The sequence below is a fragment of the Denitratisoma sp. agr-D3 genome, from assembly GCF_054658675.1.
Genome location: NZ_BAAGIA010000001.1, coordinates 76,480 through 95,714 on the forward strand (window position 1 = coordinate 76,480; position 19,235 = coordinate 95,714).

Below are 19,235 nucleotides of genomic sequence, written 5' to 3' on the forward strand. Positions count from 1 at the left end.
GTAGGAACCGTCATGAGTGAAATGATTTCCGCCCTGCGGAAGGCCCTCCCTGCGTCCCAAGTCATCACCGACGAACTGCGTCGCCTGGCCTGGGGCACCGATGCCAGCTTCTACCGCCTGGTGCCCCAGGTGGTGGCCGTGGTCGAAAACGAAGCCGAAGTGCTGGCGGTGCTGGCCATCGCCCGTCGCTTCGACATGCACCTGACCTTCCGCGCCGCCGGCACCAGCCTGTCCGGCCAGGCCGTGACCGACGGCATCCTGGTGCTGATCGGCGAAGGTTTCGCCACCTGCGACATCGCCGCCGATGCCCAGAGCGTGCGTCTCGGCCCCGGCATCATCGGCGGTGAAGTCAATCGCCGCCTGGCGCCCCTGGGTCGCAAGATCGGCCCCGATCCCGCTTCCATCGCCACCTGCAAGATTGGTGGCATCGCCGCCAACAACGCCTCGGGCATGTGCTGCGGCACGGCCCAGAACAGCTATCGCACCCTGCTCGGCCTGCGCGTGGTGTTCGCCGACGGCACCGTGCTGGACACCGAGGATCCGGCCAGCATTGCCGCCTTCCGCGTCAGCCACGGCGCCCTGCTGGCCGAGGTGGACGCCATCGCCCGCAGCGCCCGCGACAACGCCGACCTGGCGGCCCTGATCAAGCGCAAGTACAAGATCAAGAACACTACCGGCTACAGCCTCAACGCCCTGGTGGATTTCGAGGACCCGGTGGACATCCTGGCCCACCTGATGATCGGCTCCGAGGGCACCCTGGGCTTCCTTTCCCGCATCAGCTATCACACCGTGGTGGACCACGCCCACAAGGCCAGCGCCCTGGTCTTCTTCCCCGACATCGCCTCCGCCTGCGAAGCGGTGATCGAGTTGAAGAAGCTCCCCGTGTCCGCCGTGGAAATCCTCGACCGAGCCTCCCTTCGTTCCGTGGAGAACAAGGCCGGCCTGCCCGCCATCATCAAGACCCTGGGCGGCGGCGCTTCGGCCCTGCTGATCGAGGTGCGGGAAGAGAACGCCGAGCGCCTGCAGTTCCTGATGGCCACCGTGGTGGGCGCCCTGGCCGCCTTCCCCACCGTGGAAGCGCCGCGCTTCTCCACTGACCCCGCCGAGTGCGAGGTGTTCTGGAACGTGCGCAAGGGCACCTTCCCCAGCGTCGGCGCCGTGCGCGAAACCGGCACCACCGTCATCATCGAGGACGTGGCCTTCCCCGTCGAGCGTCTGGCGGAAGCCACCCTGGATTTGCAGGCCCTGTTCGTCAAGCACGATTACACCGAGGCCATCATTTTCGGCCATGCCCTGGAGGGCAACCTGCACTTCGTGTTCACCCAGGACTTCGGCAACGACGCCGAGGTGGCCCGCTACAGCCGCTTCATGGACGACGTGGCGCAGCTGGTGGCCGGCAAGTACGAAGGCTCGCTCAAGGCCGAGCACGGTACGGGCCGCAACATGGCGCCCTTCGTCGAGCTGGAGTGGGGCCGCGAGGCCACCGACCTGATGCGTCGCATCAAGGCTCTGTTCGACCCCAAGGGCATGCTCAATCCCGGCGTCATCATCAACGCCAATCCCCACGCCCACCTGGAAAACCTCAAGCCCCTGCCCGCCGCCGCCCCAGTGGTGGACAAGTGCATCGAATGCGGCTTCTGCGAACCCCAGTGCCCTTCCCACAAACTGACCCTGTCGCCGCGCCAGCGCATCACCTCCTGGCGCGAGCTGTCCCGCCGCGACCGTGCCGGCGAGGCCGCCGGCAGCGTGGGCGACGACTACGTGTACATGGGCATGGACACCTGCGCCGCCTGCGGCCTGTGCTCCACCGCCTGCCCGGTGGGCATCGACACCGGCGAACTGATCCGCGACCTGCGCGGCCAGCGCCAGGGCGCGGTGGCCAAGGCCGTCGGCAACTTTTCCGTGGATCATTTCGGCACCCTGACCGGCCTGGCCCGCACCGCCCTCAAGGCCGGCCAACTGGCGTCGGAGATCGTCGGCGAGGGCTTCGTCAGCCGCGTCAGCGGCGGCAGTTGGCGCCACGACATGCCCCAGGCCGCCAAAGTCGAAGCTTCTCTGGTTGCCGTTCGCCCTGACCCTTCGGCAAGCTCAGGGCAGGGTACGTTCCACGTATCGAAGGGCGAGCGAACTGATACTACACCGGGGCTTCGATACCTCAGCCCGAACGGAGCCCATTTATCCAAGTCCGCCGACCCCGTGGTCTATTTCCCTACCTGCGCCGGTCGCGTGCTGGCGGAGGACGGCAGCACCAGCCTGCCCGACACCGTGCTGACCCTGCTGCAACGGGCCGGCTACGCGCCGCGCTTGCCGGAAAACTACGATGGCCTGTGTTGCGGCCAGGCCCTGGCCAGCAAGGGCCAGACCGAGGCTGCCGACGCTTCCTCCGCCAAGCTGGAAGCCGCCCTGCTGGCCGCCAGCGACAACGGCAAGCTGCCGGTGGTAATGGACGCCAGCCCCTGCGCCGCCCGCATGAAGGAAAAGCTCAAGGACAAGATCCGCGTCCTCGATTTCCCCGAGTTCGCCGAAGCGGCGCTGCTGCCGCGCCTGCGCATCGTCAAACAGCCGGGCGCCGTGGCCCTGCACCTCAATTGCAGCGCCCGCCGCCAGGGCGAGGAGGCCCTGCTGCGCAAGCTCACCGCCGCCTGCGCCGAGGAAGTCGTCGTGCCCGCCGAGGTGAAGTGCTGCGGCTTCGGCGGCGACCGGGGCTTTGCCGTGCCAGAGCTGAACCGCCACGCCCTGCGCCACATCCACGAGGCCCTGCCCGACCACTGCGGTTGCGGCGTTTCCTCCAACCGGACCTGCGAAGTGGGGCTCAGCGCCGAGACCGGCCGTCCCTACCGTTCCATCGCCTGGCTGCTGGAGCAGTGCAGCCGTCCCCAGGATTCTTGCGTTTAACCCGTAGTACCAACAACGTCCTATCCTCAAGGAGACAACACCCATGCAACCCTGGCTGCAAGTCTATGACCCTGCGGGCAACCTCTGGTTGTCCTCGCTGGTCGCCGTCCTGCCCATCGCCTTCTTCTTCTTCGCGCTGACCGTTTTGCGCATGAAGGGGCATATCGCGGGCACCATCACCGTCGCCATCGCCCTGGCCGTCGCCATCTTCTTCTACAAGATGCCGGTGGAAATGGCCTTCGCCTCCGCGGGCTTCGGCTTCGCCTACGGCCTCTGGCCCATCGCCTGGATCATCATCGCCGCCGTGTTCCTTTACAAGATCACCGTGAAGACCGGCCAGTTCGAGATCATCCGCGCGTCGGTGGTGTCCATCACCGAGGATCAGCGCTTGCAGATGTTGCTGGTGGGCTTCTCCTTCGGCGCCTTCCTTGAAGGCGCAGCCGGCTTCGGCGCTCCCGTGGCCATCACCGCCGCGCTGCTGGTGGGCCTGGGCTTCAACCCCCTCTACGCCGCCGGCCTCTGCCTGATCGCCAACACCGCACCGGTGGCCTTCGGCGCCATGGGCATTCCCATCATCGTCGGCGGTCAGGTGACCGGCATCGACCCCTTCAAGATCGGCCAGATGGCCGGCCGTCAGCTGCCCCTGTTGTCCGTCATCGTGCCCTTCTGGCTGGTGCTGATCATGGACGGCGTCAAGGGCGTGAAGGAAACCTGGCCCGCCATCCTGGTGGCCGGCGTCAGCTTCGCTATCACCCAGTTCTTCACCGCCAACTTCATCGGCCCAGAACTGCCCGACATCACTTCCGCCCTGGTGAGCCTGATCTGCCTGGCCACCTTCCTCAAGTTCTGGAAGCCCAAGAACATCTTCCGCTTCGACAAGCAACACCATCCCGAAGCCGGCGAGGACGACAAGCACACTGCCGGCCAGATCATCAAGGCCTGGTCCCCCTTCGTCATCCTCACCATCATGGTCACCATCTGGAGCATCAAGCCCTTCAAGGCGCTGTTCGCCAAGGCCGGCGCCCTGGAAGGCACCATCATCAAGTTCTCCGTGCCCATGTTGGACAAGCTGGTGTCCAAGGTGCCGCCCATCGTCACCGCGGTGAAGCCCTACGAGGCCCTGTACAAGCTGGACCTGCTGTCCGCCACCGGCACCGCCATCTTCCTGGCTGCCATCATCTCGATGCTGGTGCTGAAGATGAAGCCCGCCGACGGCATCAAGGCCCTGGGTGAGACCGTGGTGGAACTCAAGCGTCCCATCTACTCCATCGGCATGGTGCTGGCGTTCGCCTTCGTCGCCAACTACTCCGGCCTGTCCGCTACCCTGGCCCTGCTGCTGGCCGGCACCGGTGCGCTGTTCCCCTTCTTCTCCCCCTTCCTGGGTTGGCTGGGCGTGTTCCTCACCGGTTCCGACACCTCGTCCAACGCCCTGTTCTGCTCCCTGCAAGCCACCACCGCGCAGCAGATCGGCGTTAACGACACCCTGCTGGTGGCAGCCAACACCACCGGCGGCGTGACCGGCAAGATGATCTCTCCCCAGTCCATGGCCGTCGCCTGCGCCGCCGTGGGTCTGGTGGGCAAGGAGTCCGACCTGTTCCGCTTCACCGTGAAGCACAGCCTGGGCTTCGCCGCCCTGGTCGGCGTCATCACGATGCTCCAGGCCTACGTGTTCACCGGCATGCTGGTGCACTAAGGCAAGGCCACGACCTTCCCCGCCCGCCCCCCTTCCGGGGCCGGGCGGTTTTCTGTCTGGTTCCCTTGATGGGACGGCACTATGAATAATTTCCTCGCCTTGTACGAGTGGTCGGAGAAGACCTTCTGGAACTCCCTGACCAAGAAGCTGTGCAGCTTCCTGCTGCTTTCCTTTTTCAACCTGGGCTATCTGCTGATCTATCTCAGCCAGAAAAGCCGCATCGAATCCCTTGCCGCCGGCACCGACCCCGCCCTGGCGCAACAACTTTCCAGCTCCCTGGATACCGGCCTTTACGCCATGATCGGACTGACCTTGTTCGTCCTGGTCTGGAGCCTGGCCCAGGTGGCCTACATGCGACACCTGGTGGTCCGCCCGGTGCGCACCATCACCGCCATCTTCAATGAAATCGCCCGGGGCGAGGGGGACTTCTCCCGCGACCTGCCCCTCATCACCTGGGACGAATTCCGCAGCCTGGCCGAGAGCTACAACCGCTTCGCCGAAAAGATGCGCCAGATCATCAGCGAGGTGCGTCAGGCCAGCATCACCATCGCCAGCGAAGCCGTGCAGGTCAAGTCCATCGTGGACGACAGCGGCAGCAGCGCCCAGCAGCAGGGCGATCTGACGGACCTGGTGTTCACCGCCAGCGGCGAGGCCACCCGTGCCATCGACGGCGTATCCCGCAGCACCCAGATCATTTCCGATTCCACCGCCAGCAACCTGGCAAGCGCCCGGGTTTCCCTGGAAGAGATGCGCGCCATTGCCAGCAAGATCGGTAGCGTCGGCGACAAGGTGCTCCATTTCAACCTGACGGTGGACGACCTTTCCCAACGCTCCCAGAGCATCAACCAGATCGCCGCCCTGATCCGCGAGGTGGCCGAGCAGACCAATCTGCTGGCCCTCAACGCCGCCATCGAGGCCGCCCGGGCCGGCGAGGCCGGACGCGGTTTTGCCGTGGTCGCCGACGAGGTGCGCAAGCTGGCGGAGCGGGTCAATACCGCCTCGGCCGAGATCACCGGCAACATCGGTTCCATGCTGGAACTGGTGAGCAACACCCGGGCCGAGAACGAGGCCATCAACGCCGACGTGCAGCAGACCCAGGACGTGGTGGGACGTTCCGCCGCCCAGTTCGAGGTGATGGTGGGGGATTTCGAGCGTACCAGCGCCCAGTTGCTCAACATCGCCTCGGCCATGGAGCAGTTGTCCGCCACCAACAACTCGGTGCACGAGAACGTGACCCGGGTCCATGACCTTTCCGCCGCCGTCGCCGCCCACATGCGGAACTCGGAAAAGCGCACCGGCGAACTCTCCCAGGCGACGGAAGGGGTGCTGGAATTGGTGTCCCGCTTCAAGATCGGCAAGGGCAGCTTCGACCGCACCGTGGACATCGTCCGCACCCTGCGCGACGGCATCCAGGCCGAACTGGAGGCCATGGCCAAGGGCGGCATCAACGTCTTCGACCACAATTACATCCCCTTCGGCAAGACCGTGCCGCCCAAGTACAAGGTGTCCTGGGGCGAGGAATACACCCGCCGTTGCCAGGGGTATATGGAGCACTGCATGGCCAGTTTCCCGGCTGCCTATGCCGTCGGTGTTAATACGGATGGCTATCTGTCCGCCCACAATCTAAAGTTCTCCCGCCCCTTGACCGGCGACGACGCCCAGGATCTGGTGGGCAACCGGACCTGCCGCAAGTTCGAGAACCCCGGCGAGCTGCGGGCCGCGCGCAATACCCTGCCTCTGTTGGTGCGCACCTATCGCCGCGACACGGGCGAAATCCTCTGCGATCTGGCCATGCCGATCCAGGTGGGCGGCCGCTTGTGGGGCAATGTGCGGGTGGGGTGCGAAATGAGCGTGTTGGCGAAGTAGGGCCCGCTGTCCGCCCCGCCGGGTACAAAAGGCGGGGCTATACCTTGTCGGTATGAAAAGTCGTCCCAATTGGCATTGGATCGTGGGGGCGTGTTTTGCATAGCATGGCGGCCCCCAGGGGCGTCACCAGGTAATAAGGAAACCATTGATGAAGACCATCCGCAGCATTCTTGTCGCGAACCGCAGCGAAATCGCCATCCGCGTGATGCGGGCGGCGAGCGAGCTGGGCATTCGCACCGTGGGCATCTACTCCAACGAGGACCGTTTCGCCCTGCACCGTTTCAAGGCGGACGAAAGCTATCTGGTAGGCGACGGCAAGAAGCCCATCGGCGCCTATCTGGACATCGCCGACATCATCCGCGTTGCCAAGCTGGCCAAGGTGGACGCCATCCATCCCGGCTACGGTTTCCTTTCCGAGAATCCGGACTTCGCCGATGCCTGTGCCGAGGCTGGCATCGCCTTCATCGGCCCCAAGTCCGACGTGATGCGGGAACTGGGCAACAAAGTGGCCGCCCGCGCCCTGGCGGAGCGGGTTGGCGTGCCCGTGGTGCCGGCCACCGGCGCCCTGCCCTATGACGATGAGGAGTGCCGCAAGCAAGCCGCGAAAGTGGGCTACCCCATCATGCTCAAGGCCAGCTGGGGCGGCGGTGGTCGCGGCATGCGCGCTATCAACAACGAAGATGAACTGCTGCCCGCCATCCAGGTAGCCCGCCGCGAGGCCGCCGCGGCCTTCGGCAACGACGAGGTCTATCTGGAAAAGATGGTGGTCCGCGCCCGCCACGTAGAAGTGCAGGTCATGGGCGACACCCACGGCAATCTGGTGCACCTGTTCGAACGGGACTGTTCTGTCCAACGGCGCAACCAGAAGGTAGTCGAGCGCGCCCCTGCACCCTATCTGAACGACGCCCAGCGCCAAGAACTGTGCGACTCCGCCCTCAAACTGGCCGCCGGGGTGAACTACACCCATGCCGGTACCGTGGAATTCCTGATGGACGCCGATTCCGGCAAGTTCTACTTCATCGAAGTGAACCCCCGCATTCAGGTAGAACATACCGTCACCGAAGAAGTGACCGGCATCGACATCGTCAAGGCCCAGATCAAGGTCACCGAGGGTGCTGAAATCGGCAAGAACGATTTCCTGCCCAAGCAAGCCGACATCCGTCTGTCTGGCCATGCCCTGCAATGCCGCATCACCACCGAGGACCCGGAGAAGGGCTTCACTCCCGACTACGGCAAGCTGACCGCCTATCGCAGCGCCGCCGGTGCCGGCATTCGCCTTGACGCGGGTACCGCCTATACCGGCGCCGTCATCACCCCCTTCTACGATTCCCTGCTGGTGAAGATCACCGCCCGCGGTCACGACCCCGAGGAAGCCATCCGTCGCATGGACCGCGCCTTGCGGGAATTCCGCATCCGCGGTGTGTCCTCCAACCTGGCCTTCGTCGAGAACGTCATCGCCCATCCCCTGTTCAAGAACGGCGAATGCACCACCCGCTTCATTGACACCACACCGGAGTTGTTCACCTTCAAACCCCGCCGCGACCGGGCTACCCGCCTGCTCAAGTTCGTCGGCGACGTGGTGGTGAACGGCAATCCGGAAATGAAGGGTCGCGCCAAGCCGACCCACCCCCTGTCCCGCCCCCTGCTGCCCAAGGTGGATGTCTGCGCACCGCCCCCCGCCGGTAGCCGCGACAAACTGAAGGAACTGGGGCCGGAGAAGTTCGCCCAGTGGATGCGCAACGAAAAGCGCATTCTGCTGACCGACACCACCATGCGCGACGCCCACCAGTCGCTGTTCGCCACCCGCATGCGGACGGCGGACATGGTGGCCGTAGCGCCCCAGTACGCCCGCCTGCTGCCGGAACTGTTCTCCCTGGAATGCTGGGGCGGCGCCACCTTCGACGTGTCCATGCGCTTCCTCAAGGAAGACCCCTGGGCCCGTCTGCAGCAACTGCGGGAAGCCGTGCCCAACGTGCTTTTCCAGATGTTGCTGCGGGCGTCCAACGCCGTGGGTTACACCAACTACGCCGACAACGTGGTGCGCTACTTCGTGCAGCAGGCCGCCGCCAACGGCATGGATGTGTTCCGCGTCTTCGACTCCCTCAACTGGGTGGAGAACATGCGCGTCGCCATGGATGCGGTGATCGAAGCCGGTGCCGTCTGTGAGGGCACCATCTGCTACACCGGCGACTTGTTCGACCCGGCCCGCCCCAAGTACAACCTCAAGTACTACGTGGACATGGCCAAGCAACTGGAGAAAGCCGGCGCCCACGTCATCGGTCTCAAGGACATGGCCGGCGTCTGCCGTCCCGCCGCGGCCAAGGCCCTGGTCAAGGCCCTGCGGGAAGAGGTGGGCCTGCCCATCCACTTCCACACCCACGACACCAGCGGCGGCGCGGTGGCCAGCGTGCTGGCCGCCGTGGAAGCCGGCGTGGATGCGGTGGACGGCGCCATGGACTCCATGAGCGGCCTCACCTCCCAACCCAGCCTGGGCGCCATCATCGCCGGCCTGGAACATACGGAACGGGACTCCGGCCTCACCTATGGCCGCATCGCCCCCTTCGCTCGCTATTGGGAAGGCGTGCGTCAGTTTTACAGCCCCTTCGAAGCCGACATCCGCTCCGGCACTTCCGACGTATACCGCCACGAAATGCCCGGCGGCCAGTACACCAACCTGCGCGAACAGGCCCGCTCCATGGGTCTGGAACACCGCTGGAACGAAGTGGCCCAGGCCTACGCCGACGTGAATCAATTGTTCGGCGACATCGTCAAGGTGACGCCCTCCTCCAAGGTGGTGGGGGACCTGGCCCTGTTCATGGTGGCCAACGACCTGACCCCCGAGGATGTGCAGAACCCCGAGAAGGAAATCTCCTTCCCCGACTCCGTGGTGTCCATGATGCGCGGCGAACTGGGTTATCCCGCCGATGGTTTCCCCAAGGCATTGCAAGCCAAGATCCTCAAGGGTCAGCAGCCCATCGAGGGCCGCGTCGGCGCCCACCTGCCCAGCGTGGACCTGGAAGCGGAACGGGCCAAGGCCGAAAAGGCGGTGGGCCACCAGGTGAACGACACCGACCTGGCCAGCTACCTGATGTATCCCAAGGTCTTCGCCGACTACGCCGACCACCAGCGCAAGTACGGCGACGTGTCGGTACTGCCCACCCCCGTGTTCTTCTACGGCCTCTCCGAGAAGGACGAGATGGCCGTCGAGATCGACAAGGGCAAGACCCTGGTGGTGCGCCTCACCGGCCAGACCGAAGTGGCGGACGAAGGCGAAGTGCGGCTCTTCTTCGAGTTGAACGGTCAGCCACGTCCGATGCGTGTGGCCCGGGCCGGCCTGGAGTCCGCCAAGAAGTCCCGCCCCAAGGCCGAGGAAGGCAATGCCAACCACGTGGCCGCGCCCATGCCCGGTGCCGTCGCCACCGTGGCGGTGAAGCCCGGCCAGAAGGTCAGCAAGGGCAGCCCCCTGGTCTCCATCGAAGCCATGAAGATGGAAACCGCCATCACCGCCGACCGGGACGCCACCGTGGCCAAGGTGCTGGTCTCCCCCGGCGACCGGGTGGACCCGAAGGACCTGCTGGTGGTGCTGGAATAAAACCGGCGCTGTAACAAAGACAAAGGCCCGCAGATGCGGGCCTTTGTCTTTGCTGCATACGTTTTCGTTTCGTCAGTTGCCGGCCTGCACCCAGGCCTCGTAGCCGCCGCGCAGGGGACGCACCGACAGGTAGCCCGCCTTCCGCAGTCGATGGGCGGCCTGAATGGCGCCCGCATCCTCGGGACAGGCGCAGAGGGTGACGATGGCCTGCTCCTTGGGCCAGGTGCCCACGGCGTCCAGCAGGCGGTCGTGCTCGGCCACGGTGCCGCCTTCAATGGGGCCGGTTTCCCTCACCATGGTGGCGCCGCGCAGGTCGAGCAAGAGCAGGGGCTGGCCGCTGCGGCGCAGTAGCATCAGCTCTTCGACGGCGATGTGGGGCAGGTCGCAGGTTTGGCGGAAGCGGTATTTCTGCCAGAACTTCCAGGCCAGCCACAATCCCACCAGCACCAGGGCGGCCAGGGCCGCTGTTTCCCCTTGGGCGCTGAGCAGGGCCACCACTTGTTGCACCCGGTCGCGGAAGAGCAGACCCACCGCCAGGGCGAGTCCGGCCCATAGTCCGGCGCCGACGCCGGCGGCGAGCAGGAAGCGGGACAGGCCCAGGCGCAGGGCGCCGGCGATGGGGGGCGCAACGATGGCGAAACCCGGCAGGAACTTGGCCACCACCAGGGACTTCAAGCCCCAGCGCAGGAAGCGGGCCTCGGTTTGGCTGACGCAGGAACCGGGATTGATGGACAGGCGGCAAAGGCCCGACAGCACCCGATAGCCGAACAACTGGCCGGCCCGGTACCAGACCCAATCGGCGATTACCGAGGCGGCCACGGCGACGGCCAGCAGCTTGCCGAAGTGTCCCGGTGTCGCCGCCAGGCTGCCGGCCAGCAAGAGGGTGGGCACCGCTGGCACCGGCAGGCCGATCTGTTGCAACAGCACGTTGAGGAAGACGATCCAGAGGGCGTCCTGTTGCAGGGTGAGGGCGAGTTGGTTGGCATCCATGGCGGGCGGCGATTCAGGCGGTGGGGGAAGGGCTGCGGGCAACGGCGCGGGCGTAGGCCAGGCCGGCGAGCAGGGTCAGCAGGCCGCAGGTCACCAGCACCGGACGAATGCCCAGATGATGCACCAGGCTGCCCACGATCAGGCTGCCGATGGGGGCGACGCCGAGGAAGGCCATGGAAAAGATCGCCATCACCCGGCCCCGGTAACGGTCGTCCACCCGGGTCTGGATCAGGGTGTTGCTGCCGGCGATGGTGAAGATGATGGCGCAGCCGAGGCAGGCCAGCACCGGCAGGGCCAGATAGTAGTTCGGGGTGAGGACGAACAGGGCCAGACATAGTCCGCTGATGGGCGCGGCACGGCCGATCAGGCGGCCCAGGTCGCCCACATCGTCGCGGGTGGCGAGGAAGATGCTGGCCAGCATCGAGCCGGCGCCGGCGCTGCCGATCAGCAGACCATAGGTGCCGGCGTCGCCGCCGAAGATCTCCCGGGCGAAGAGCGGCATCATGACCGCGTAGGGCGTGGCGCAAAAACTGACGCAGGCCACCAGCAGCAGCACGTGGCGGATCTGACGATGGCCGCGCACATAGCGCCAGCCCTCCATCAGGGCGTCCAGGGCCGGGGCGTGGCGGGTGTCGGCATGACGGGCCGGCAGGCGCATGGCCGCCAGGGCCGCCAGCACCGCCAGATAGGAAAAGGCATTGAACAGGAAACACAGGGCCTCGCCGGCGGTGGCGACGACGAAGCCCGCCAGGGCCGGACCGACGAAGCGGGAGGCGTTCATCAGGAAGGAATTGAGGGCGATGGCGTTGGGCAGGTGTTCGGGGTCGTCCACCAATTGGGCGGCGATGGCCTGCCGCGCCGGCATGTCCATGGCGTTGATGCAGCCGAGGAAAAAGGCCAGCACCACCATCAGCGCCGGCGTCACCCAAAGTCGCCAGGCCAGCAGGGACAGAAGGAGGGCCTGGACCAGGGCCAGGGCCTGGGTCCACAACAGCAGGCGGCGCCGGTCGAGGCGGTCGATCCAGACGCCGCCAAGGGGCGCCAGCAGCAGGATGGGAATCTGGCTGGCAAAGCCGATCAGGCCCAGCACCAGGGCCGAATTGGAGAGGCGGTAGGCCAGCCAGCTCATGGCGATCTGCTGCATCCAGGTACCGGCCAGGGAAATCAGCTGGCCGATGAAATACAGCCGGTAATTGCGGGAGTCGAGGGCGCGCAGGTAGGTGGGCATGGCGGCCATGTTAGCAATGGCGGCGCTAGGGCGTGGGGTGTGGCTGTAACGGCAGGTAGTATTGCGGATATACCCATTTCCAACGCGCACCGTGACCCGTCCTGTTTCTTCGATTACCGCCATCCCCGGTCTCGCCCTGATCGGCATGCCCGGCGCTGGCAAGAGCACCATCGGTCATCAACTGGCCGAGCGGCTCGGCCTGCCCTTCGTCGATACCGACCAGTTGATCGTCGCCGCGACCGGCCGGCCCCTGCAAGCCACCATCGACGGCGAAGGCCTGGCCGGCCTGCGTCAGGCCGAGGAGCAAGCCCTGACCGGCATCCGGGATTTCGCCGCGGTGATTGCCACTGGCGGCAGCGCGGTCTATAGCGAGGCGGGCATGGAATGGCTGCGGGCGCGGCTGCCCCTGGTCTATCTCTATTGCGACCTGGCGACCGTGCTGCAACGCATCGGCGACCATAGCGAACGGGGCATCCTCAAGCGCCCCGAGCAGAGCTTCGAGGACCTGTTCCGCGAACGGGAAGCCCTGTATCGGCGCCACGCCGACTTCACCGTGGACAGTCGCGGCAAGACGCCGGCGGCGGTGGCGGCGGAAGTGCTGGCCCTGGTGCGCCCGGCCCCGCGCTGAGCCCGGGACCGCCGGGCTACATCCAGCCCTGGTCCATGGCGTATTTGACGAAGCCGGCCGGGGTGGTGATGCCCAGCTTGCGGCGCAGGCTAAGGCGATGGGTTTCCACGGTGCGCACGCTGATGTCCAGTTGCTGGGCGATGCGCTTGTTGGACAGGCCCTGGGCCAGCAGCAGCAGGATTTCCCGCTCGCGGCTGGTGATTGGGTCCTTGTCCGTGGCGGGCTGGTCGAGGGCCGCCAGCAGGGCGGGGTCGAACTGGCTGCCGCCCTCGGCGATGGCGTCGATGGCGGCGATGATGTCGGTGACTGGGCTGTCCTTGAGCACGTAGCCGCTGGCGCCGGCGCGGATGGCGCTGGCCACGTACTCGGCCTTGTCGTACATGCTGAGGATCATGGTTTTCATGGCCGGCAGGCGCTCCTTGAGGCGCAGGGTGAACTCGATGCCGTTCATGCCCTTCATGCTCACGTCCACCAGCACCAGGTCCGGTTGCAGCCGCTGGGCCAGGTCCAGGGCCTCTTCGCCGCTGCCCGCCTCGCCCACCACGCAGAGATGATGGGTGGCGTCGAGACGGGCGCGCAGGCCGTCGCGTACCAGGGGGTGATCGTCCACCAGGAGCAATTTGATGGGGTCGCGGGAAGTGTTCATGACGGCATGACCGAGGGCAGGGTGATGGTGAGGCGGGTGTGGCCCGGTTCCGATTCCACCTGGAAGCTGCCTCCCAGGTACTCGATCCGTTCCCGCATGTTGCGCAGGCCGATGCCGTGGCCGCCCTGGCCGAGGCGGTCGGTGTTGAAGCCGACGCCGTTGTCGCTGATCACCAGGCGGAGTTTGTCCGCACCGGCTTCCAGGTTGGCCTCCACCTGGCTGGCGTGGGCGTGGCGCTCGATGTTGGTCAGGGCTTCCTGCATGATGCGGAACAGGGTGAGGGCGGTGTTTTCCGGCAGCGGGTCGGGCACCGGATCGAAGCGCAGATTGACCATGATGCCGGTGCGGGCGGCGCAGTCGGTGAGCAGGTGTTCCAGGGCCACCACCAGGCCCAGATCGTCGAGCAGGGTGGGGCGCAGATCGTGGGAGATGCGTCGCACCTCGGCGATGGCGCCGCCCAGATTGTGCAGGCCCTTGCGCAAATCCTCCAGGGGTGCGCCTTCGCCGCTTTGCAGCTTGTGCTCCGCCAGTTCGAACTGGAACTTGATGGACACCAGCAATTGGCTGATGCCGTCGTGGAGTTCCCGCGCCACCCGGGACCGTTCCTCTTCCTGCAAGGTGACGATGCGCTGGGTTAGCTCCTTCTGCTTGCTGTCGGCCAGGCGGTGCTCGCGCACGTTGAGCATCAGCCCGCCGGTGAACACCAGCAGCACCGCCACCACGGCCAGGCCGGCCAGGGTGACCATGGTGGAACGGATGTTGGCGGCCACGTCGTCGCGTACCTTGCCGATGGTGCGTTCCACGTCGTCCACGTACAGGCCGGTGCCCAGCACCCAGCCCCAGCGCTTGACCGGCACCACGTAGCCGAGCTTGCCGGCGATCTGCTGGTTGGATGGCTGCGCCCACAAATAGCTGAGATAGCCGCCACCCCGCTTGGCTTGGCCGATCAGGCCCTGGATCACCGGCAGGCCCTGGGGGTCGCGGAATTCCCAAAGGTTCTTGCCCACCAGTTCCGGCTGGCGCGGATGGACCAGGTTGTTGCCGGCGTAGTCGTAGACGAAGAAGTAGCCGTCGTCGCCGTAGTTCATGTCCTTGAGCAGGGCCTTGGCCCGGGCGCGGGCGTCCTGGCCGCCGCCGTTGTCGTCGTTGAGGTGGTCGATGGCGGTCACCGCCATGTGCACGTAGTTGGTCAGCTCGGCCCGGCGCTGGGCCATGAAGCGTTCCTCGATCAATTCGGCCTGGCGGTCGGCCAGCAGGTCGGCCTGGTGGTTCACCACCCAGGCCAGGGCGGCGATGACGGCCAGCATGGGCAGTACCGTGAGCAGAAAAATTCGGTACTGAAGCCTGAGCATGGGTCTCCTCCTGGTTTTCCGGCGGGGCCGGCGGCGTTCGTTTGTTTGGCCGGCAGTGTAATCGCCGCCGCCGTGGGACGCCAAGGGACGATGCGTAGTTTTACGGATGACAGCACCGATCGTCGCGCATAGCATGCCGGACTAGCTTAGACTTAAAGCTTCAACCCACAACTAAACGGAGGAGACACCGTGAAGAAGACGCTCATCGGCGGCCTATTGGTCGCCATGCTCGGTAGCACCACAGCCCTGGCGGCCGACACCGTCAAGATCGCCCTGACCGGCCCCTTCAGCGGCGGTTCCGCGCCCATGGGCGTGTCCATGCGCGACGGCGCCAAGCTGGCCATCAACACCCTCAATGGCCAGGGCGGCATCGACGTGGCCGGCAAGAAGCTGAAGATCGAGATCATCGAACGGGACGACGAAGCCAAGAACGACCGTGGCGCCCTGATCGCCCAGGAACTGGCCGCCATGGACGGCCTGTCCGGCGTCATCGGCTCGGTGAACACCGGCGTCGTGCTGGCTGGCGACAAGCACCTGCAAGAAAAGGGCATCGTCAAGATCATCACCCCCGCCGCCGGCTCCGCTTCCATGACCCAATGGAAGGACCCCAAGAACAAGGAGCTGTCCATCTTCCGCTTCGCCGCCCATGACGGCATCCAAGCCGCGATGGTGGTGGAAGAGGCGATCAACCGCAAATACACCAAGGTCGCCATCCTGCACGACGCCACCAACTATGGCGTGTCCGGTCGCAACGATCTGGTGGACCAGATCGCCAAGCAGGGCAACAAGCTGGAAGTGGTCGCCACCGAGAAATTCAATATCGGCGACAAGGACATGACCGCCCAGTTGCTCCACGCCAAGTCCGCCGGTGCCCAGGCCGTGCTGATCTGGGGTATCGGACCCGAGCTGGCCGCCGTCGCCAACGGCATGGCCAAGATCGGTTACAAGGTTCCCCTGATCGGCGGCTGGACCCTGTCCATGGCCAACTACATCGACAACGCCGGCAAGAACGGCAACGGCACCCTGATGCCCCAGACCTTCATCGAGGAACCGGTGACGCCCAAGGCCAAGGCCTTCATCGACGCCTATCACAAGGCCTACAGCGTGCAGCGCATTCCCTCCCCGGTTTCCGCCGCTCAGGGCTATGACGCCGTGCTGATCTTCGCCGCCGCCGTCAAGCAGGCCGCCAGCACCGATCCGAAGAAGATCAAGGAAGCGCTGGAAGACCTGAAGGACCCCGTGCCCGGCGTGATCGCCACCTGGAACAAGCCCTTCAGCAAGTGGGATCCCGCCGACGACACCACTCATGAAGCCTTCCGTCGCGAACAGACGGTGATGGGCATGGTCAAGGACGGCCGCGTGGTGTTCGCCAACGAAGCCGACCGGGCCCGCCTGGCCAAGGCCGAAGGCGGCAAGAAGGTCAAGAAGTAAGGCGGCACGCCGCTCAATCCGGCGGGGGCGGATGTCCGTCCCCGCCGTGTCTAAGAGGTTTTCCCATGGATTTTTCCGTCGTCGCCCAGATCGTCGTCAGCGGCGCCCTGATGGGGCTGGTGTATGCCCTCATCGCCTACGGCTTCCAACTGACGTTTGCCACCAGCAAGACCATCAATTTCGGTCAAGGCGAGCTGGTGATGCTTTCCGCGTTCTTCAGTCTGACCCTGCTCGACTGGGGCGCACCCTATTGGTTGATGATTCCCGGCGGCCTGCTGTTCGGCGCCCTGCTGGGACTGGTGGTGGAGCGGGCCGGCGTGCGCCTCGCCCTGGAACAAAAGAGCGAGGGCTGGATCCTGCTCACCATCATCCTCGGCCTGCTCGGTTTTTCTTCCGCTGAAAACATCTGGGGCCGGGACGACAAGCCCTTCCCCACGCCCATTTCCGCTGACCCGATCCACTTCCTCGGCGTGGACATCACGCCCCTGGAAATTTCCGTCGCCATCGGCGTGCTCGGCATCATGGGCCTGATCGAACTGTTCAAGCGTCGCACCCTGCTCGGCAAGGCCTTCGAGGCCGTTTCCGCCGACCGCGACGCCGCCGAGCTGATGGGCATTTCCTCCACCCGCACGGTGATGTTGTCCTACGCCCTGTCCGGCGCCGTGGCGGCCCTGGCCGGCATTCTCGTTTCCCCCATCACCACCGTCGGTCCCACCATGGCCTCGGCCTTGATCCTCAAGGCCTTCTCGGTGGCCGTGGTGGCCGGTCTCGAATCCGGCTTCGGCGTGGTGCTGGTGGGCCTCGCCCTGGGCGGCCTGGAAAACCTGGCCAGTCTCTACCTGGGCAGCGGCTGGCGCGAAGCGCCCGGTCTGGTGCTGCTGATCCTGGCCCTGGCCCTGCGGCCCAACGGCATCTTCGGCAAAGCCAGCATTCGGAAGGTTTGACATCATGAAACGCTTTCTCCTGATCCGCGGCGCCGAACTTCTGGCGTTGCTGGTACTGGCGGCCATTCCGCTGCTGGTCACCAATCCCTTTGCTCTCGGCCTGCTGACCCTGCTCGCCATCTACGGCATCCTGCTCATCGGCCTCGACGTCACTGTCGGCTATCTAGGACAGGTGAACCTGGCCCAGGCGGCCTTCCTCGGCATCGGCGCCTACACGGCGGCGCTGTTGGTGATGAAACTCGACGTCGGCCTGCTGCCGGCCCTGGCGGCGGCCTTCCTGCTCTGCATGGTGATCGGCTCCATCCTGGCCCTGCCGGCCTTGCGCCTGGAAGGCCCCCAGTTCGCCCTGGCCACCCTGTCCTTCCTCGCCCTCACCACTACCGTGCTCAACGAATGGGAAGGCTTGACCAAGGGCGCCGAGGGTCTGCAATTGAACCGGCCGCCCCTGTTCGGCATCACCCTGAACGCCGACGGCTTCTACTGGCTGTGCCTGGGCTTGATGGCCCTGGTCTGGTTCGGCATGCGCAACCTGCTGTCCTCCCAATGGGGACGCGCCTTCGAGGCCCTGCGCGACAGCCCCATCGCCACCGACGCCATGGGCGTCGGCACCTACCGCCACAAGGTCATCGCCTTCGCTTTCGGCTCCGGCCTGGGCGGCCTGGCCGGCGGCCTTTACGCCTTCAACTTCCAGTACTTGCAACCCCAGAGCTTCGTCTATGAACTCATGGTGATCCTGCTGTTGGGCGTGGTGCTGGGGGGGCGCAAGAGCCTGTGGGGTGCCTGCGTCGGCGCCGCCCTGATCGTGCTGCTGCCCAACCTACTGTCCAACCGCAGTCTGTTCCAACTGTTTTCCGTTGCCGGTCTGTTGGTGGCCCTGTTCGCCGCCGGCCGCACCTGGCTGCGGGAGCGCGCCACCTCCTTCCAGTTGCTGGCGCCGGTGGCGGCCATGGGCCTGTTGGCGGTGGGTAGCTTCGTCGTCAGCAACACCGAGGACTGGCGCAAGGCAATCTTCGCCCTGATGCTGTTCTCGGTCGTGGTTGGCCTGCCCGAAGGTCTCATGGGTTACGCCGCCGGCGCCCTGGCGCGGCTGTTCCGCGTGCCTCCCGCGCCCCTGCCCGATGCGACGGCCCTGGACGACGTGCTGCCGCAACAGCCTCTGAGCGAACAGACCCTGCTCGAGCTGAAGGAACTCAAACGTTACTTCGGCGGGGTCAAGGCGGTGGATGGCGTTTCCATCACCGTGCGCAGCGGCCACATCCACGGCCTGATTGGTCCCAACGGTTCCGGCAAGTCCACCGCCGTGAACGTGATTTCCGGCCTCTACGCCCCCAGCGACGGCGACATCCTGCTCGACGGCCAGCCCCTGCCCAAGGGCAACCTGTTCCGCGTTGCCGGTGCCGGCATCGCCCGTACCTTCCAGAACCTGCAACTGTTCGGTGAACTGACCGCCCTCGACAACGTGATGGTGGCCCTGCGCGACACCTACCGCATGCCCTGGCAACTGGTGCTGATGGGCTTCGCCCGCCACGAGGAGCGCAAGGCCCAGGCCGACGCCCTGGCCCTGCTGCAACTGGTGGGTCTGGCCGACCAGGCCCGGACCAAGGCCAAGGACCTCACCTACGGCGCCCAGCGCTTCCTTGAAATCGCTCGCGCCCTGGCCCGCAAGCCGCGCCTGCTGATCCTCGACGAACCCGCCGCCGGCCTGGCCCACCCCGACGCCCAGGAACTGGTGAAGATCATCAAGCGCGTGCACGGTCGCGGCATCACCATGATCCTGATCGAGCACCACATGGACGTGGTGTCCGAGCTGTGCGACACGGTGACCGTGCTGGACGGCGGCCGCATCATCGCCGAGGGCGACCCCGAGGTCGTCAAGCGCGACCCCAAGGTGGTGGAAGCCTACCTGGGCGCCATGGCCGCCGAGGAAAACGACCACGCCCCCGCCCCCGCGGCGGCCTGAAGGAAACGAT

The 19,235-nt window shown here is 65.8% G+C and carries 12 protein-coding genes; 8 read left to right on the top strand and 4 right to left on the bottom strand.

Annotation, left to right across the window (positions count from 1 at the left end; translation table 11 throughout):
* Positions 1-12: 12 nt before the first annotated feature.
* From ACYQ2U_RS00360 to ACYQ2U_RS00375, 4 genes are all read left to right on the top strand, one after another.
* Entirely contained in the window at positions 13-2,895 is a 2,883-nt protein-coding gene (locus ACYQ2U_RS00360) for an FAD-binding and (Fe-S)-binding domain-containing protein (protein WP_459948349.1), read from the top strand.
* Between the two features lie 43 nt (positions 2,896-2,938).
* On the top strand, positions 2,939-4,588 hold the full coding sequence (gene lldP / locus ACYQ2U_RS00365) for an L-lactate permease (protein ID WP_459948350.1): 1,650 nt from the start codon (positions 2,939-2,941) through the stop codon (positions 4,586-4,588).
* Between the two features lie 81 nt (positions 4,589-4,669).
* The gene (locus tag ACYQ2U_RS00370; protein WP_459948351.1) at positions 4,670-6,454 is read left to right on the top strand and encodes a methyl-accepting chemotaxis protein; all 1,785 of its coding nucleotides are present in this window, start codon (positions 4,670-4,672) and stop codon (positions 6,452-6,454) included.
* Between the two features lie 148 nt (positions 6,455-6,602).
* Entirely contained in the window at positions 6,603-10,046 is a 3,444-nt protein-coding gene (locus ACYQ2U_RS00375; RefSeq protein ID WP_459948352.1) for a pyruvate carboxylase, read from the top strand.
* Between the two features lie 72 nt (positions 10,047-10,118).
* On the opposite strand, the gene ACYQ2U_RS00380 is transcribed toward ACYQ2U_RS00375, so the two are convergent.
* Both ACYQ2U_RS00380 and ACYQ2U_RS00385 read right to left on the bottom strand, forming a co-directional pair.
* A complete protein-coding gene (locus ACYQ2U_RS00380; RefSeq protein ID WP_459948353.1) occupies positions 10,119-11,036 on the bottom strand; it encodes a VTT domain-containing protein in 918 nt (305 codons plus the stop codon).
* Positions 11,037-11,049: 13 nt separating this feature from the next.
* Positions 11,050-12,273 (bottom strand): MFS transporter, encoded by a 1,224-nt coding sequence (locus ACYQ2U_RS00385; protein ID WP_459948354.1) that lies wholly within the window; start codon positions 12,271-12,273, stop codon positions 11,050-11,052.
* An 82-nt stretch (positions 12,274-12,355) separates the two neighbouring features.
* Between ACYQ2U_RS00385 and ACYQ2U_RS00390 the strand changes: the two genes are divergently transcribed.
* Positions 12,356-12,892, top strand: a complete 537-nt coding sequence (locus tag ACYQ2U_RS00390; protein WP_459948355.1) for a shikimate kinase — start codon at positions 12,356-12,358, stop codon at positions 12,890-12,892.
* Positions 12,893-12,908: 16 nt separating this feature from the next.
* Here ACYQ2U_RS00390 and ACYQ2U_RS00395 read toward each other — a convergent pair whose 3' ends face one another.
* Positions 12,909-13,538 carry a response regulator gene (locus tag ACYQ2U_RS00395; RefSeq protein ID WP_459948356.1) on the bottom strand — a complete coding sequence of 210 codons (630 nt, stop codon included), beginning with the start codon at positions 13,536-13,538 and terminating at the stop codon, positions 12,909-12,911.
* The gene (locus tag ACYQ2U_RS00400) at positions 13,535-14,890 is read right to left on the bottom strand and encodes a cache domain-containing protein (protein WP_459948357.1); all 1,356 of its coding nucleotides are present in this window, start codon (positions 14,888-14,890) and stop codon (positions 13,535-13,537) included. Before ACYQ2U_RS00400 ends, ACYQ2U_RS00395 begins: the two co-directional genes overlap by 4 nt.
* Before the next feature lie 189 nt (positions 14,891-15,079).
* On the opposite strand from ACYQ2U_RS00400, the gene ACYQ2U_RS00405 reads away from it, so the two are divergent.
* From ACYQ2U_RS00405 to ACYQ2U_RS00415, 3 genes are all read left to right on the top strand, one after another.
* Positions 15,080-16,321 carry an ABC transporter substrate-binding protein gene (locus ACYQ2U_RS00405; RefSeq protein ID WP_459948358.1) on the top strand — a complete coding sequence of 414 codons (1,242 nt, stop codon included), beginning with the start codon at positions 15,080-15,082 and terminating at the stop codon, positions 16,319-16,321.
* Between the two features lie 65 nt (positions 16,322-16,386).
* On the top strand, positions 16,387-17,265 hold the full coding sequence (locus ACYQ2U_RS00410) for a branched-chain amino acid ABC transporter permease (RefSeq protein ID WP_459948359.1): 879 nt from the start codon (positions 16,387-16,389) through the stop codon (positions 17,263-17,265).
* Positions 17,266-17,269: 4 nt separating this feature from the next.
* Complete coding sequence (locus ACYQ2U_RS00415) at positions 17,270-19,225, top strand: branched-chain amino acid ABC transporter ATP-binding protein/permease (RefSeq protein WP_459948360.1); 1,956 nt, start codon at positions 17,270-17,272, stop codon at positions 19,223-19,225.
* The last annotated feature ends 10 nt before the right edge of the window (positions 19,226-19,235 follow it).

Bases quoted from the DNA above. Each gene is read 5' to 3' on its own strand.
- ACYQ2U_RS00360 (WP_459948349.1), top strand. From the start codon at position 13: ATGAGTGAAATGATTTCCGCCCTGCGGAAGGCCCTCCCTGCGTCCCAA.
- lldP (WP_459948350.1), top strand. From the start codon at position 2,939: ATGCAACCCTGGCTGCAAGTCTATGACCCTGCGGGCAACCTCTGGTTG.
- ACYQ2U_RS00370 (WP_459948351.1), top strand. From the start codon at position 4,670: ATGAATAATTTCCTCGCCTTGTACGAGTGGTCGGAGAAGACCTTCTGG.
- ACYQ2U_RS00375 (WP_459948352.1), top strand. From the start codon at position 6,603: ATGAAGACCATCCGCAGCATTCTTGTCGCGAACCGCAGCGAAATCGCC.
- ACYQ2U_RS00380 (WP_459948353.1), bottom strand. From the start codon at position 11,036: ATGGATGCCAACCAACTCGCCCTCACCCTGCAACAGGACGCCCTCTGG.
- ACYQ2U_RS00385 (WP_459948354.1), bottom strand. From the start codon at position 12,273: ATGGCCGCCATGCCCACCTACCTGCGCGCCCTCGACTCCCGCAATTAC.
- ACYQ2U_RS00395 (WP_459948356.1), bottom strand. From the start codon at position 13,538: ATGAACACTTCCCGCGACCCCATCAAATTGCTCCTGGTGGACGATCAC.
- ACYQ2U_RS00400 (WP_459948357.1), bottom strand. From the start codon at position 14,890: ATGCTCAGGCTTCAGTACCGAATTTTTCTGCTCACGGTACTGCCCATG.
- ACYQ2U_RS00410 (WP_459948359.1), top strand. From the start codon at position 16,387: ATGGATTTTTCCGTCGTCGCCCAGATCGTCGTCAGCGGCGCCCTGATG.
- ACYQ2U_RS00415 (WP_459948360.1), top strand. From the start codon at position 17,270: ATGAAACGCTTTCTCCTGATCCGCGGCGCCGAACTTCTGGCGTTGCTG.